The sequence below is a fragment of the Micromonospora sp. WMMD998 genome (genome assembly GCF_029581235.1).
GTDB lineage: Bacteria > Actinomycetota > Actinomycetes > Mycobacteriales > Micromonosporaceae > Micromonospora.
On sequence record NZ_CP120740.1, the window covers coordinates 357464 to 373031 of the forward strand.

Sequence of the window (15568 nt, forward strand, 5' to 3'; positions counted from 1 at the left end):
CGCGCCGGAACACCCCCACCCCGGCTCGCGCCGGCCGATCGACGGCGGTCGGTCACCGGCAGCCGCAGCCGGCCAGCGCGGAGGTGATCCGGTCGAGCGCCTGCCGGGTGTCGTCGAGCGAGCCCTGCGTCCGGTCGGTGAGCACGGCGAACGTGAGCAACCGGCCGTCGGCGGTGGTCACCGTGCCGGCGATGGCGTTCACCCCGGTCAGCGTGCCGGTCTTGGCGCGTACCACGCCGGCGCCGGCCTTGGTGGCGGCCACCCGGTAGCGGTCGTCGAGCGTGCCGGACCAGCCGCCGACCGGCAGGCCGCCGAAGATCGCGGCCAGCTCGGGGTGACTCCCGTTGCCGGCGAGCGTGATCAGGTCGGTGAGCAGCGACGGGCTGATCCGGTTGGTGCGGGACAGCCCGCTGCCGTCGGCCAGGCTGATCTCGTCGGCGGGCAGCCCCAGCTCGCCGAGCACCTCGTCGGTGGCCGCCGCGCCGCCCGCGAAGGAGCCGGGCTTGCCCCGGGCCAGCGCGACCTGGCGGGCCATCGCCTCGGCGATCACGTTGTCGCTGTCACTGATCATGATGTCGACCAGCCGGATCACCGGCAGCGACTCGACCTTGCCCAGCTCGGCGCCGGGCGCGGTGCCCGACCCGCCGGCGGTCGGCGCGGTCCCCCGGGTCACCTGGGCCGCGCTCCCGGTGAGGCCGAGCAGCTTCGCGAACTGCCGGCCGGCGGTCAGGTCCGGCTGGGGCACCCGCTCGGCGGCGTGGTTGGTCTCCTCGGCCGTGCGCCGCGCCTGCGCCGGGTCCTTCCGCGCGCCGTCGGTCATCAGCGCGGTGATCGCCGCGCCGAACCCGCCGGTGGGGATGTCGGCGTCCCAGCCGGGCTCGAAGACCGGCCCGCTGAACCGCGACGAGTCGACGATCACCCTGGTGGGGGCGGTGCCGCCGAGCGCGGCACGGACCTGGGCGGCCAGGTCGTCCAGGCGGGCCGCGCCCGGATAGAAGGCGTTCTTCTTGTCCACCGCGAGGGTGGGGTCGCCGCCGCCGACCAGGACCACCTCGCCCGGGTTCGCGCCGGCCACCGCCCGGGTGGGGATCCGGTACGCCGGGCCGCGCGCGGCGAGCACCGCGACGGCGGTGGCCAGCTTGGTCACCGAGGCGGGCACGGTGGGTGTGTCCGGCCCGCTGCCGTAGAGCGCCTGACCGGTGCTCACGTCCGCCACCGACACGTGCACCCGGTCGCCGAGCGCGGCGGCGCGTACCAGCGGATCCAGGGCGGCCCGGAGGCCGGCCCCGGTGGGCAGCGGAGCGTTGTCGTCCGGGCCGGCCAGCACCGCCGGCGGGTCGGGCTCGGGCGGCGCGGCGGCCGTACCCGACGGCGTGGTCCCGCCGCCCAGCCAGCCGTCGACCGGGCCGGGCCGGAGCACGGCCACCCCGCCCACCGCGAGCGCCAGGACCAGCACGGCGGCGAGCACGGCGACCAGTCGGGCCCGCCGGCGCGGCCGGACGGCGGGCGGCGGGGCGGACGGCGGCGGGGCGACACCCGCCGGCGGGACCGGTGGACTCACCGGGACCGGGGCAGGCCAGTTTCCCGGCGCTGTCCGGTCGCCCGGGTGGCCGAAGCGGGCCGGACCGGTGGCCGGCGTCGCCGGACGGGTCAGGTTGGCGCCCGGAACGGACACCCGCCCGGCGGCCCCGGTGGGAGCGGAATCGGATCCGGCGGACCGCCGCCCGTCAACCCCCTCGGGGCGGTAGTGTGAATCTTCCCTCCCCACGGACCCCTCCTCCCCCACTCGAAATCACCTTGGGTGACACTACTTCGGTCCGAACACTATGCGGCGGCCGGAGCCGGCGGGGGCGTTCCTCCCGTGCGGGCGGCGAGCCGGTGGTTTCCGTCAGCCAGCGTGGGCAACGAGGGAGCGTGGAAGATGGATTTCGACGTCACGGTTGAGATCCCCAAGGGTCACCGCAACAAGTACGAGGTGGACCACGCGACCGGCCGGATCCGGCTGGACCGCACCCTCTTCACCTCCACCCAGTACCCCGCCGACTACGGCTTCATCGAGGGCACCCTGGGCGAGGACGGCGACCCGCTGGACGCGCTGGTGCTGGTGCCCGAGCCCACCTTCCCGGGTTGCCTGATCCGGTGCCGCACCATCGGTATGTTCCGGATGACCGACGAGAAGGGCGGCGACGACAAGGTCCTCTGCGTTCCCTACGAGGACCCGCGCCAGGAGCACCTGCGGGACATCCACCACCTGGGCGAGTTCGACCGGCTGGAGATCCAGCACTTCTTCGAGGTCTATAAGGACCTGGAGCCGGGCAAGTCGGTCGAGGGCGCGACCTGGGTGGGCCGGGTCGAGGCGGAGGCGGAGATCGTCAACTCCTACCGGCGCGCCAAGGAGGCCGCGGAGCGCGGCGAGACGCTGCACTGACGGCGAGACTTCCCCGGGGCCCGGGTCGCGTTCGCGACCCGGACCCCGTCGTGTTCAGGCGAGCAGGCCACGGGCCCGGTCGTAGAGGTCGAGCACCGCGCAGGCCACCGGGACCACCGCGACCACGAGCGCGGTGTCGGTCAGGTCGGCCAACCGTCCGAGGTACGGCGAGACCGGCCGCCGGGCGTACGTCACGCCGGCGGTGACCGCCGCCAGGGCCAGGGCGAGCCCGCCGACGGCGAGCGCGAGCCGCCCACCCGGCCCGACCCGTTGCGCGAGTACCACGCCGAGCAGGGCGTAGCCGGCCAGCCCGGCGGTGACGGCCGGCACCCGGTGCCGCACCGCCACGAAGAGCCGGGAACGCAGCAGCAGCACGCCGCAGGCCACGGCGACGAGCAGCCGCCCGGCGGTCCCACCGGTGGCCACGAGCACGACGGCGGCGCCCACGGCCAGCGCCGCGTGCCCGAGCAGCATCCCGGTCAGCGCCTCCTCGGCCCGGGCCACGGCCGCGTGCACCCGCCCCCGGTCGGGCAGGTCCCGGGTGCCGGCGGGGGTGGGCAGGGTGAGCGGCGGCAGCGGCAGCTTGCCGACCCGGATGGCCAGCAGCGGCAGCCCGCCGAGCGCGAAGACCAGGACGCCGAGCAGCACGGCCGCGGTGCCGGCCGGGTCGAGCGGCAGCGCGCCGAGGGCGGACGCCGCGCCGCCCGCGCCGGCGGTCACGCCGGCCACCGGAACCCGGGACCGGTGGGCCACGCCGAGCAGGGCGAGCACCGCCACCAGCAGCAGCGCGACGGAGCCGACGAGCAGTTCGGGCGCGCCGAGCCAGCGCAGGCCGGGGAGCGGGCCGACCGGATCGCCCGAGCCGACCGCGAGCGCGCCGGCCGCCGCCGCCCAGGGCAGCGCGTATCCGCCGAGGGCGGTGCCGGCCGGGCCGTCCCCGTACGCCCGGGAGGCGGCGGTGGCGGCGAGCACCAGGATCAGGGCGACCGCGGCGGCGACCGGCCAGCCGCCGGGTTGGCCGGGACCGGCCGACAGCACGGCGACCAGCCCGACGGCGAGCGGCACACCGGCGCCGGCAAGCGTGGCGGCCCGGGTCGCGCCGGCCGACCAGGCGGCCCCGCGACGGCGGGACCCGTCGACGATCGCCTCGACCACGTCGTCGTACTCCAGCTCGGGCCACTCGGCGCGGGCCGGCACGAGGTGCAGCACCTCGCCGTCGCGGACACCCTGCGGCAGCAGCGCCTGGGCGGTGGCGAGCACCGCGCCGTCGGTGCGCCGCAGCACCCACCCGCCGTGCCGTTCGCCGTCGTCGGCGAGCCCCTCCCCGGCGTGCCGGAGCACCTCGGGCAGCAGCTCGGCCAGGGGAACCTGCTCCGGCAGGGCCACGTCGACCCGCCGCCGGGGCGCGCTGATCGTGACCCGGGCGAGCCCGCTTGTCATCGACGTATCTCCATCATCGAGCCGGATCGGTGGGCTGACGGACGAGAGGACTTTACCTACTATGAGCCAGGCTCGGGTTACCGAGAGCCATGGGAGGCTCCGTGTCCACTGTCGTCATCAAGCGGCCACCGCGCCGACCGGCCCCGGAGATCCCGGTCGGCGAGCTGCCCGTCGAGGCGCCGCCGGAGATTCCCACCGCGGCCGGCGGGCGCTGGCAGCAGGCGCTGCTGGTGCTGCCGATGCTCGGCGGGACGGTGGCCATGGCGATGATGTTCGGCCGGGGCGGCGGCGCCTACTCGTACGTGGTGGGCGGGATGTTCGGGCTCTCCTCGCTGGCGATGCTCGTCACCACCTGGGGCAGCGCCGGCCCGAAGAAGTCGGAGCTGATGGGCGCCCGCCGGGAATACCTGCGGCACCTGGCCACGCTGCGCCGCCGGGTCCGGCAGACCGCCGGCGCCCAGCGGGCCGGGCTCGCCTACCGCCATCCGGAGCCGGGGCGGCTCTGGTCCACCGTGGACAGTCATCGGGTGTGGGAACGCCGGCCGGGTGACCCGGACTTCGCCGTGGTCCGGGTGGGCGTCGGGCCGCAGACGCTCGCCACCCCACTGGTCCCGCCGGTCACCCGCCCGCTGGAGGAGTTGGAGCCGATGACCGCCGGGGCGTTGCGGCGCTTCCTGGACGCGTACTCGGTGGTGCCGGACCTGCCGGTGGCGCTGTCGCTGCGCAGCTTCGCCCGGGTCTTCGTACGCGGCCCGGCCGGCGCGGTACGCGGCGTCGGCTCGCCGGAGGCGCAGGCGCTGGCCCGGGCGGTGCTCACCCAGCTCGCCGTCTTCCACGCCCCGGACGAGATGCTGATCGCGGTCTGCGCCGGGCCGGAACGCCGGGACCGCTGGGAGTGGGTGAAATGGCTGCCGCACGCCCACCACCCGACCCGCACCGACGCGCTCGGCCCGGTGCGGCTGGTCACCAGCGCCGCCGCCGACCTGGAACGGCTCCTCGACGACGTGCTCGGCAGCCGGTCCCGGTTCAGCCCGCACGGCCCGGCCACCGACGGACCGCACGTGGTGGTGGTGCTCGACGGCGGCGACCTGACCGGGGCCGCCGACCTGGCCGGCGACGGCGGCGTCGACGCCGTCACGGTGCTCGACCTGGACACCCCGCCGCCCCGGCTGCTCGACCGGTACGCCCTGCTGCTCGACCTCGTCGACGGTCGCCTGCACTCGCACTCCGCGGAGGGGCACGTCGAGGTGGGCGCCGCGGACGCGCTGGCGCCGGCGGACGCCGAGGCGGTGGCCCGGCGGCTCGCGCCGCTGCGGCTGGCCGGCACGGCACGCGGACCTGCCGCGGCACCCGGCGCCGAGCCGGGCCTGCCGGAGCTGCTCGGCCTCGGCGACCCGGACGGCTTCACCGCCGAGCAGGGCTGGGCGCCCCGTGCCGCCCGCGACCGGCTGCGGGTGCCGATCGGGGTGGGCGCCGACGGCGGGGCGATCGACCTCGACCTGAAGGAGTCGGCGCTGGACGGCATGGGCCCGCACGGGCTGCTGATCGGCGCCACCGGGTCGGGCAAGTCGGAGCTGCTCCGCACGCTCGTGCTCGGCCTGGCCGCCACGCACGGCTCGGAGCAGCTCAACTTCGTGCTCGTCGACTTCAAGGGCGGCGCCACCTTCGCGCCGTTCGAGCGGCTGCCGCACACCGCCGCCGTGATCACCAATCTGGCCGACGCGCTGCCGCTTGTCGACCGGATGGTGGACGCGATCAACGGCGAGCTGATGCGCCGCCAGGAGCTGCTGCGCCGGGCCGGCAACTTCGCGAGCGTGCGCGACTACGAGCGGGCGCGCGCGGCCGGCAGCCCGTTGGCCCCGCTGCCGTCGCTGCTGCTGATCTGTGACGAGTTCTCCGAGCTGCTCTCCGCCAAGCCCGACTTCATCGACCTGTTCGTGCAGATCGGCCGGCTGGGCCGGTCACTCGGCGTGCACCTGCTGCTGGCCAGTCAGCGGCTGGAGGAGGGGCGGCTGCGCGGGCTGGACACCCACCTGTCGTACCGGATCGGGTTGCGCACGTTCTCCGCGCTGGAGTCCCGGACGGTGCTCGGCGTGCCGGACGCGCACGAGTTGCCCCGCAGCCCCGGGCACGGCTACCTGCGTTCCGGCACCGACCCGCTGGTCCGGTTCAAAGCCGCGTACGTCTCCGGGGCGGTCCGCCGGCGCACCGGCCCGGCGGGCGGCACCGGCGCCGGCGAGGCACGGGTGCTCGCGTTCTCCACCCACCTGGCGCCGGTGCCCGAGCCGGCCGCGCCGGCCGCCCTCACCGCCGAGGAGGAGAACGGTGAGACGCTGCTCGACCTGCTCGTGGACCGGCTGGCCGGGCAGGGCCCTCCGGCCCACCAGGTGTGGCTGCCCCCGCTGGACGCCGCACCCGCGCTCGACGAGTTGCTCGGCCCGGTCGGCGTCGATCCGGCCCGCGGGCTGACCGTGGCCAATCCCGAGCTGCACGGCGCGTTGCAGGTGCCGGTGGCCGTGGTGGACAAGCCGTTCGAGCAGCGGCGGGACCTGCTCTGGCTGGCCCTGGACGGCGCGGCCGGGCACGTCGCGGTGGTCGGCACCACCCGCAGCGGCCGGTCGGCGCTGCTGCGCACGCTCGTCTGCGCGCTGGCGCTCACCCACACCCCGACCGAGGCGCAGGTCTACTGCCTCGACTTCGGCGGCGGGACCCTCGGCGCGCTGCGCGACCTGCCGCACGTCGGCGGCGTCAGCGGCCGGACCGACGGCACCGCGGTCCGCCGCACCGTCGGCGAGGTCGCCGGCCTGCTCGCCGAGCGGGAGCGGCGGTTCACCGAGGCGGGGGTGGAGTCGATGGCGGCCTGGCGCCGGCGGCGGGCCGCGACGCCGGCGGCCGGGGCCGACCGGTTCGGGGACGTGTTCCTGGTCGTGGATGGCTGGAACACGCTGCGCGGTGAGTACGAGGACCTGGAGCCGCTGGTCACCGAGCTGGCCACCCGGGGGCTGGCGTACGGGGTGCACGTGGTGGCGAGCGCGTTGCGCTGGTCGGACTTCCGGCCCGCGATCCGGGACCTGTTCGGGTCCCGGCTGGAGCTGCGCCTCGGCGACCCGGCCGACTCGGTGGTGGTCAAGCGCGCACTGGCGGCGACCGTGCCGGAGGAGCGGCCGGGGCGCGGGATCACCGCCGGTGGGCTGCACTTCCTCACCGCGCAGCCCCGGGTGGCCGCCCTGGGCGCCGAAACCGGTGACCTGGTCACGTCCGTCGCGCAGGCGTGGACCGGTCCGGTCGCGCCCCGGGTGCGGCTGCTCCCGCCGGTGCTGCCGTACGCCGAGCTGGACCAGACCGCGACCACCGGCCTGGCCTTCCCGATCGGGGTGGCCGAGGCGGACCTGGCCCCGGTGGTGCTGGATTTCGCCACCGAGCCGAACTTCGTCGTCTTCGGCGACGCCGAGTGCGGCAAGTCCTCGTTCCTGCGCGCGCTCGCCACCTCGATCGTCGGCCGCTTCGGCCCGGAGCAGGCCCGGGTGATCCTGGTCGACTACCGGCGCAGCCTGATGGGCGCGATCGAGACGGCCCACCTGATCGGCTACGGCACCGCCGCCCCGCACACCACCGAGCTGATCGAGTCGGCGGCCGGCTATCTCCAGGGGCGGCAGCCAGGGCCCGGGGTGACCCCGGCCGAGCTGCGCAGCCGGTCGTGGTGGACCGGGCCGGAGCTGTTCGTGCTCGTCGACGACTACGACCTGGTGGCCGGTGGGCCGACGAACCCGTTGCGGGCGTTGGAGGAGCACCTCCCGCACGCCCGGGACGTCGGGCTGCACCTGGTGCTGGCGCGGCGTTCCGGCGGGGCCGGGCGGACCGCGTACGAGCCGATCATCCAGCGGTTGCGGGAGTTGTCCACGGCCGGGCTGGTGATGTCGGGCGGCCCGGAGGAGGGTCCCCTCGTCGGGCAGGTGAAGGCCGGCCCGCTGCCGCCGGGCCGGGCCCGTCTGGTCACCCGCCGTGAGGGCGTACGGCTGGTGCAGTTGGCTCATCTCCCGCCCGGATGACCGGACGCGCGGAAGTGCCCCGTGACGGCCGGGACAACCGGTAATCTCCGAGCAGCATGTGTCGGGAGCGACGGAATGGCTGGGGGAATGTGACCAGGGACCGGCAGGGACTTCCCGGCGTGCCGCCCCGGCGTCTCGCCGGGCGGGCACTGCTCGCCGCCGCGGCGGCGCTGGCCGTCACGGCCGGCCCGCTGGTTCCGCCGGCGTCCGCCGCGCCGGCCGCCTCCGTCGCCACCCGGCCGCCCTCCTGGATGGCTCCGCGGCTCGTGTTCCGGGCCGACCAGGTCCGCGACGAGCAGTGGCAGTTGGCGGAGCTGCGGGCGAGGACCGCCTGGAAGACGTCGACCGGGCGCGGCGTGGTGGTCGCGGTGATCGACTCCGGGGTGGACGGGTCCCACCCGGACCTGGCCGGGCAGGTGCTGCCGGGCCTCGACATGGTCGCGCCGGGCGGCACGGACGAGCCGGATCCGGTCGGCCACGGCACCACGGTGGCCGGGTTGATCGCCGGCCGGGCCGACGACGACCGTGGCGTGGTGGGGCTGGCGCCGGACGCGAAGATCCTCCCGATCCGGGTCCTGGACGCCGAGAACCGGTACGACGACGCTTTGATCATCGCGAAGGCGGTGCGCTGGGCGGTCGACAACGGCGCCCGGGTGGTCAACCTGTCGTTGGGCGGCGGCGGGGACAGCCCGGCCCTGGCCGCCGCGCTCGACTACGCCTTCGCCCGGGACGTGGTGGTGGTGGCGTGCACCGGCAACCTGGCCACCTCGACCACGACGAAGGTCTGGTATCCGGCCCGGGAACCGGGCGTGCTGGCGGTCACCGGCCTGGATCGCAACAGCGAGCACCTCTGGTCCGGCGCGATCACCGGCCGCGAGACCATCCTCAGCGCCCCGGCCACCGCTCTCTACGGCGCCCGCTCGCGGGGTGGCTACTGGCGGGTGCAGGGGACGAGCTTCGCCGCGCCGCTTGTCGCCGCCACGGCCGCCCTGGTCCGCGCGCGCTATCCGCGGATGTCGGCCGGCGACGTGGTCAACCGGCTGATCAGCACCGCCCGGGATCTCGGCCCGACCGGCCGGGACGACCGGTTCGGCTACGGCATGATCGACCCGGTGGCGGCGCTCACCGCCGACGTGGCGGCGGTGGGGCACAACCCGCTCGACGACAACGCCTCCCCCGGGGTGGTGGGCTTCGGGCCCGCACCGGGTGCGGACCCGGACACCCGGGCCGCGGCGGCGGGGCAGGGCGGCGACCCGTTCGGCCGCTCGCAGCCGGCCGGGTGGTCGGCCCACCCGGCGGGGCAGGCCGAGCGTTCCACGCCGGGGCGGCTGTGGTCCGGGCTGGCCCTGTTCGTCGCGCTTGTCACCGGCGCCGCGTTGATGGTGCGCCGGTTCCGGCGGGCCCGTCGCTGACCGGCGACGATCACCGGTCTGACCACCCCCCGCGCGGGGTAGTGAACATCGCATGAACAGCACCGGCCCGACGTTTACCCGCGACCGGTCCTGGCGGAGCCGCCGCCTCGACCCCGACCGGTCACTGGGCCTCCGGCTCACCCTGGCCGCCGTCGCGGCGATCCTGGTGCTGGTGCCGTTCGCCCTGCTGGCGCTGCTGGTGCTCGGCGCCTGGCCGCCGCTGCTGCGGCTGGACGCGACGGTCACCGACACGTTCCACGGATACGCGGTGGGCCATCCGGCCTGGGTACGGGCGATGACCGGGTGGACGCACGTCTTCGGGCCCGGCCCGCTGCGGGTGGCCGCCGCGGTGGTGGTGATCTGGCTGTTGCGGCGCGGGGCACGCCGGCTGGCGGCCTGGGTGGTGGCCACCATGGTGGCTGGGGGCCTGCTCGGCGCGTTGCTCAAACTGCTCGTCGGCCGGGACCGACCGGAGCTGCTGGAGCCGGTGTCCCGGGCCGCCGGCTACTCCTTCCCGTCCGGGCACACGCTGACCGCGACGTTGGCCGCCGGGGTCCTGCTGCTGGTCTTCCTGCCCTTCGCCCGCGGCCTGGCCGGGCGGGTCGCGTTGTGGACCGCGGCGGCGCTGCTCACGGTGGTGACCGGGCTGAGCCGGATCGCGCTGGGCGTGCACTGGACCAGCGACGTGGTGGGCGGCTGGGTGCTGGGGGCGGCCGTGGTGGCCGCCACCGCGGCCGGTTTCACCACCTGGCGGCCCGGCGCCGGGCACCGGCCGGTCCGGCCGCTGCGGGAGGGGGTGGAGCCCGAGGTGGTCGAGCCGGGCTCCGAGGATAGATGGGCGTAACGGAAGGTCCGTCAGGGTAAAGGGCGGCTCATGTCCGATGTCGCGGTCCAGATCGCCCGGCGCGTCCTGCTGCCGGTGGCCCTGCTCTTCGCCGCCATGGTGGGCCTGGGCCTGCTGGTCACCCGGGTGCTCACGCACACCTGGCCGTTCACCGTGGAGGACACGGTCAACCGGGAGTTCGCGGGCGACCGGACCTCGGGGTGGAACGACGTCTCGCTGGTGTTCAGCACGCTGGCCAGCACCCAGATGATCGTCGTGGTGACCGTGCTGGCCGCATTGGTGCTGCGGTTGGTGCTGCACCGCTGGCGGGAGCCGATCTTCCTCTGCGCGGCGGTGACCGCGCAGGCGCTGATCTTCCTCTTCACCACCATGGTCATCGACCGGAACCGTCCCGCCGTGGCGCACATGGACTCCTCCCCGCCGACGTCCAGCTTCCCCTCCGGACACACCTCGGCGGCGACCGCGCTCTACGTCGGTCTCGCGCTGCTGCTGGCGCTGCGGGCGCGCAGCACGCCGGCCAAGGTCGCCTGGTGGACGCTGCTGGTGCTGGTGCCGGTCGGCGTGGCGCTCACCCGGATGTACCGGGGCATGCACCACCCCAGCGACGTGGTGGCCTCGTTCGTCAACGGCGGCACCTGTGTGGCGATCATGGCGCGAACGGTGCTCGACCGCACGCTCACCTGGGGGCGCGCGAAGGTGTCGCCGCCGTTCCGGCCGGGCGACGACGTGACGCCGGCGGGCGCCCCGGCGGGCGGCTGACCGCCGCGCCGGTCGGCCTCAGGTGCAGTCGCCGGTGGCCACGCCCCGGGTACGCTCCGCGCCCGCCAGCGCCACCGACCGCGCCTCGGTCGCTGTCACCGCGAAGCCGGTGTTCGGGTCGTCCGCGGCAGCCGCGAAGATCACCCCGAGCACCAGCCCGTTCGAGGAGACCAGCGGGCCACCGGAGTTGCCGCTGCGCACCAGCGCCCGGATCGTGTAGATCTCCCGCGTCACGTCGGCGGAGGAGTAGATGTCCGGCCCGGTGATCCGGTCGACGTCGCGGACCCGGGCGGGCCGGGCGTCGTACGGGCCGTCGAGGGGGAAACCGAGCACGATCGCGTCCGCCCCGCTGGCCGCCGCCCCGGCGGCGAAACGCAGCGACGGCCCGGGCAGCCCGGGGACGTAGAGCACGGCCAGGTCCCGCGCCGGATCGTAGACCACCACCTCGCCGTCGTAGCGCTCCCCGCGCAGTTCCACTGCCACCGAGCGGGTGCCGGCCACCACGTGCGCGTTCGTCATCACCCGGTCGTCGGCGTAGACGAAGCCAGAGCCCTCGATCCGGCGGGAGCAGCTCGGCGCGGAGCCGAGCACCTTCACCACGGACCGCTTGCTGTTGGCGACCACCTGCGAGCCGGCCAGCGCCGGATCGGGCGGGGAGACCTGCCGGGCGTTGGTGCTGCCCAGGCCGCCGAACACGTCGGGAAAGCCGTTGGTGTCGACGGTGTCCCGCAACGCGGTGGACAGCTCCTGGGCGCGGTCGGGCAGCACCCGGTCCACCACGGTGAGCAGCGCGCTGTTCTTGACCGAGGCGGCCAGCCAGGGCACCGACGAGGAGCCCAGCGGCACCGCGACCAGCCAGGCCACGAGCATGACCGCGATGACCGAGATGAACGCGCCGCCAACGTCGTCGACCTTCTTGCCGGTCGGCCCGGTAATGGCGGCGCGCAGGTTGGAGCCGAGCCAACCGGCGAGCGCCTGCCCCAGCACGGCGAGCCCGAAGATCGCCACCAGGGAGATCAACACCCGGGTGCCGCTGGCCGCGAACTGCCGGGCGATCAGCGGGCCGACCTGGAGACCTATCAACGCGCCCAGGAAGAACCCGGAGAACGACAGGGCGCCGATGACGAAGCCCTGACGGTATCCGCTGATCGCGAACACGAGCATGAGCAGCAGCAGTACGAGATCCACGGCGGACACGCCCCCAGGGTACGGGCACCGGGCTCGTAGCCGGCTCAGCGCTCGCTGAACGTGACCTGAGGATGCGTGCGAGTGATCAGCGCACCCGGCTCTCGTCGGCCGCGTCGGTGCCGGCCGAGGGGGCGGGCGTGGCGCCGACCGGCGGCAGTTCCACCACCCGGGAGCGCGGCCAGGGCCGGGCCCAGCCACCCATCTCCAGCAGCCGGTCGATCACCCCGGCGGTGAAGCCCCAGACCAGCATGCCGCGCGCCGAGAAGGCCGGGCCGGTCCAGCCGCTGGGATGGCGTACCCGCATCCGGTTGTCCGGGTCGACCAGCTCGGCCACCGGCAGCCGGGCGACGTGCGCCACCTCGGCCGGCTCGCGCGGGTGCACCGGGTGCGGGTCGTGCCACCAGGCGAGCACCGGGGTGACCACGAAGTCGCTCACCGGGATCCAGAGGCGGGGCAGCTCGGCCAGCACGGTGACGCTTGCCGGGTCGAGGCCGACCTCCTCGTTGGCCTCACGCAGCGCGGTGGCCCGGGCGTCGGCGTCCTCCGGGTCGGCCGCCCCACCGGGGAAGGCCGGCTGCCCGGCGTGGTTGCGCAGGGTCGCGGCGCGCTGGAGGACCAGCACGTCCGGCCCGACCCCGGCCTCCTCGCCGAGCAGCACCAGCACGGCGCTCTCCCGGCCGCCGGTCTCCGGCGTGGTGAGCCGGGTGAAGTCCTCGGCCCGCGCGGTGCCGAGCCGGCCCAGCAGCGGGTCGAACCATCCCGGCGGTCGTCGGGTCATACCCGCACCCCGAGGTGGGTACGGACGAGCGTGGCGAGGCGGGCGTCGTCGAGCGCGCCGGTCCCCTCGATGTGCCGGATCCGCCCGCCGGCGTCGACGAGCACGGTGAGCGGGAACGCGCTGCGTTCCAGCGCGCGCTCGAAGGCGTCGCCCTGGTCGACGAGCATCGGGAAGCCGACCCCGAAGTCCTCGCCGATGGACTGCGCGCCGCCGCGGCTGTCCCGGCTGTTCACGCCGACCACCCGGAACCGGCCGTCGGCCCGCTCGCTGAGCCGCTGGAACGCGGGCAGCTCCTTGCGGCACGGCGGGCACCAGGACGCCCACACGTTGATCACCAGAGGCCCCTTGACCTCGCGCAGCGTGACCGGGGCCCCGCCGGTGAAGCAGTTGAGCGTCAGGTCGGGCAGCGGATCACCGGCGGCGCCGTCCGGCGCGGGCGCGGCCGAGGCCGGTGCCACGGTCAGCGGGGCGCAGTCGGCGAACGGCGACGGGCGTTCCGCCCGGGTGGCCGGCGCCGGGCCGGCCGGCTCCCCGGCCGTGGCGGTGCAGCCCGCCGCCGCCAGCAGCAGCGGGACGAGCAGGAGGGTGAGCCGGCGGTGGTTCACGGCACGTCCGCCACGGTCGCCTGCTGCGGCACCAGGTCGGGGTCGAGGCCGACGGCCGCCGCGAGGTCCCGCGCGCGGGGGCCCTTCAGCAGCTTGGCCGCCGCGGCCGGCTCGGTCGGCCCGGTGCCGTACGCGGGGCAGAGTTTCGCCAGCGTGCACGCGCCGCAGGCCGGCTTGCGGGCGTGGCAGACCCGACGGCCGTGGAAGATGATCCGGTGCGACAGCATGGTCCAGTCGCGTTTGGGGAAGAGCGCGCCGATCGCGTGCTCGATCTTGACCGGGTCGGTCTCGGTGGTCAGCTCCCACCGCTGCACCAGCCGCTGGAAGTGGGTGTCGACGGTGATGCCGGGGACGTCGAAGGCGTTGCCGAGGATGACGTTCGCGGTCTTGCGCCCGATGCCCGGCAGGGTGACCAGGTCGGCCAGCTTGCCCGGCACCTCGCCGTCGTACCGCTCGCAGAGCGCGCGACCCAGGTTGATCAGCGAGCTGGTCTTGTTGCGGTAGAACCCGGTGGGCCGGATCAGCTCCTCCAGCTCCGCGCGGTCCGCCCCGGCGTAGTCGGCGGCGGTGCGGTAACGGGCGAACAGCTTCGGCGTGACCTCGTTGACCTTCTTGTCGGTGCACTGGGCGGACAGGATCGTGGCGACCGCCAGCTCCAGCGCGTTGGCGTGGTCGAGTTCACAGTGCGCGTCGGGATGGGTCTCGGTCAGTATCCGACCGATACGGCGGGCGCGGCGCGTACGGCCGAGGTCGGTCTCGGGGGAGCGCGTGGTCACGCCGGCCAGCCTACGTCGCGGGGCCGACGTGCCGGCGCGCCGACGCGGCCCGCGTGCGCTCAGCCACCCGCCGGGGCGCTGATCTTGCCGGCCGCGTCGAGCTTCGCGCCGGTCTTACCGAAGTCCGCCCGGGTCACCTCGCGCACCAGCCCGAGGCCACGGTCCTGCCGGTCGACGGACGGCCGGCCCACGCCGTTCATCGCGGTCGAGGTGAACGTGCCGCCGACGAACCGCCCCTCGGCGGTGAGCGACACCTTGAGCACGCCGCCCCAGCCGAGCCGGCCGGCGCTGTTCAACGACTTCCCGCCGCCGGCGAAGTTGCCCAGGCTGTAGGCGATCAGCTTGCCCTGGTAGAACTCCATGCCGCGCAGCACGTGCGGGCCGTGCCCGATCACCAGGTCGGCGCCGGCGTCGATGACGGCACGGGAGAAGCGCACCGGGTCGCCCCGGTTCTCCCCGACGTACGTCTCGGTGCCCGGCTTCACCCTGGTCCGGTCGGCGCCCTCGGCGCCCATGTGCACCTGCACCACCACGAGCTGGGCCTGCTCCTTGGCCATCTCGATGACCTGCTTGGCGGCGTCGAGGTCGACCAGGCTGTTCGACCAGGGGTACGACGAGAAGCCGACCACCGCCACCTTGATGCCCTTGACGTCGACCACGGTGATCTCGCCGGGCGCCCCGGTGTGCTTGAGCCCGTGCGCCTCAAGCGCCGACTGGGTGTTCTCGTAGCCCTGCTGCCCGTAGTCGTTGCCGTGGTTGTTGGCCTGGTTGAGCAACTGGAACCCGGCCGAGCGCAGGTGCGCCGCATAGCCGGGCGGCGCCCGGAACTGATAGCAGTCCTTCGGGTTCGGGCCGCACTTGCCGGCACCGGTGTCCTCGGTGAGCGGCTCCTCCAGGTTGCCCATCACCAGGTCGCCCTTGAGCGCGGACTTCACGTCGTCGAAGAAGCCCTTGCCGCCGTTGGGGGGAAGCCGGTCCGGCGCGTTCCCCATGATCACGTCGCCGGTCGCGGTGAGCGAGATCGACGGCTCCTTCGACTCGCCGGCCGCCGGCTGGTCGCCCGTGGCGGGCCCGGCCGAGCCGGTGGATCCTCCGCCCTGCCCGTTCTGCCAGAGCGGGTCGCCGTCGCCGGAGTCCGAGCAGCCGGCGGCGAGCAGGACCGCGAGGAGGGCGACGAGTGCGGCGAGGCGCGAGCCGGCGACGGACCGGCGCGCGGCCGGAGCGGCGGGGCGACGGGCGCGGGACACAGAGGGGGTGGGAGCGTACATCGTCGGCGACGCTACCGTGCC

The 15568-nt window shown here is 75.3% G+C and carries 12 protein-coding genes; 5 read left to right on the forward strand and 7 right to left on the reverse strand.

Annotation, left to right across the window (positions count from 1 at the left end; translation table 11 throughout):
* Positions 1-52: 52 nt before the first annotated feature.
* Positions 53-1477 carry a D-alanyl-D-alanine carboxypeptidase/D-alanyl-D-alanine-endopeptidase gene (dacB, locus tag O7619_RS01735; protein WP_282288636.1) on the reverse strand — a complete coding sequence of 475 codons (1425 nt, stop codon included), beginning with the start codon at positions 1475-1477 and terminating at the stop codon, positions 53-55.
* A 444-nt stretch (positions 1478-1921) separates the two neighbouring features.
* Here dacB and O7619_RS01740 point away from each other — a divergent pair, with 444 nt between their 5' ends.
* Entirely contained in the window at positions 1922-2428 is a 507-nt protein-coding gene (locus O7619_RS01740) for an inorganic diphosphatase (RefSeq protein WP_091070192.1), read from the forward strand.
* A 54-nt stretch (positions 2429-2482) separates the two neighbouring features.
* Here O7619_RS01740 and eccD read toward each other — a convergent pair whose 3' ends face one another.
* Positions 2483-3868 carry a type VII secretion integral membrane protein EccD gene (eccD, locus tag O7619_RS01745; protein WP_282285254.1) on the reverse strand — a complete coding sequence of 462 codons (1386 nt, stop codon included), beginning with the start codon at positions 3866-3868 and terminating at the stop codon, positions 2483-2485.
* Positions 3869-3969: 101 nt separating this feature from the next.
* On the opposite strand from eccD, the gene eccCa reads away from it, so the two are divergent.
* From eccCa to O7619_RS01765, 4 genes are all read left to right on the forward strand, one after another.
* A complete protein-coding gene (eccCa, locus tag O7619_RS01750; RefSeq protein ID WP_282285255.1) occupies positions 3970-7917 on the forward strand; it encodes a type VII secretion protein EccCa in 3948 nt (1315 codons plus the stop codon).
* Between the two features lie 89 nt (positions 7918-8006).
* Positions 8007-9329 carry a type VII secretion-associated serine protease mycosin gene (mycP, locus tag O7619_RS01755; RefSeq protein ID WP_282285256.1) on the forward strand — a complete coding sequence of 441 codons (1323 nt, stop codon included), beginning with the start codon at positions 8007-8009 and terminating at the stop codon, positions 9327-9329.
* Between the two features lie 52 nt (positions 9330-9381).
* Positions 9382-10173, forward strand: coding sequence for a phosphatase PAP2 family protein (locus O7619_RS01760; RefSeq protein WP_282285258.1), 792 nt, complete (start codon positions 9382-9384; stop codon positions 10171-10173).
* A gap of 30 nt (positions 10174-10203) precedes the next feature.
* Positions 10204-10932: a phosphatase PAP2 family protein gene (locus O7619_RS01765; protein ID WP_282285259.1), complete on the forward strand. Its 729-nt coding sequence runs from the start codon at positions 10204-10206 to the stop codon at positions 10930-10932.
* An 18-nt stretch (positions 10933-10950) separates the two neighbouring features.
* Here O7619_RS01765 and O7619_RS01770 read toward each other — a convergent pair whose 3' ends face one another.
* The 5 genes from O7619_RS01770 to O7619_RS01790 form a co-directional block, all read right to left on the reverse strand.
* Positions 10951-12129 (reverse strand): MarP family serine protease, encoded by a 1179-nt coding sequence (locus tag O7619_RS01770; protein WP_282285260.1) that lies wholly within the window; start codon positions 12127-12129, stop codon positions 10951-10953.
* A 76-nt stretch (positions 12130-12205) separates the two neighbouring features.
* A complete protein-coding gene (locus O7619_RS01775) occupies positions 12206-12898 on the reverse strand; it encodes a CoA pyrophosphatase (protein WP_282285261.1) in 693 nt (230 codons plus the stop codon).
* Positions 12895-13503: a TlpA disulfide reductase family protein gene (locus tag O7619_RS01780; protein WP_282285263.1), complete on the reverse strand. Its 609-nt coding sequence runs from the start codon at positions 13501-13503 to the stop codon at positions 12895-12897. The genes O7619_RS01775 and O7619_RS01780 overlap by 4 nt, the downstream gene beginning before the upstream one ends.
* Positions 13500-14279 (reverse strand): endonuclease III, encoded by a 780-nt coding sequence (gene nth / locus O7619_RS01785; protein WP_282285264.1) that lies wholly within the window; start codon positions 14277-14279, stop codon positions 13500-13502. The genes O7619_RS01780 and nth overlap by 4 nt, the downstream gene beginning before the upstream one ends.
* A 59-nt stretch (positions 14280-14338) precedes the next feature.
* The gene (locus O7619_RS01790; RefSeq protein WP_282285265.1) at positions 14339-15547 is read right to left on the reverse strand and encodes a CapA family protein; all 1209 of its coding nucleotides are present in this window, start codon (positions 15545-15547) and stop codon (positions 14339-14341) included.
* Between the last annotated feature and the right edge of the window lie 21 nt (positions 15548-15568).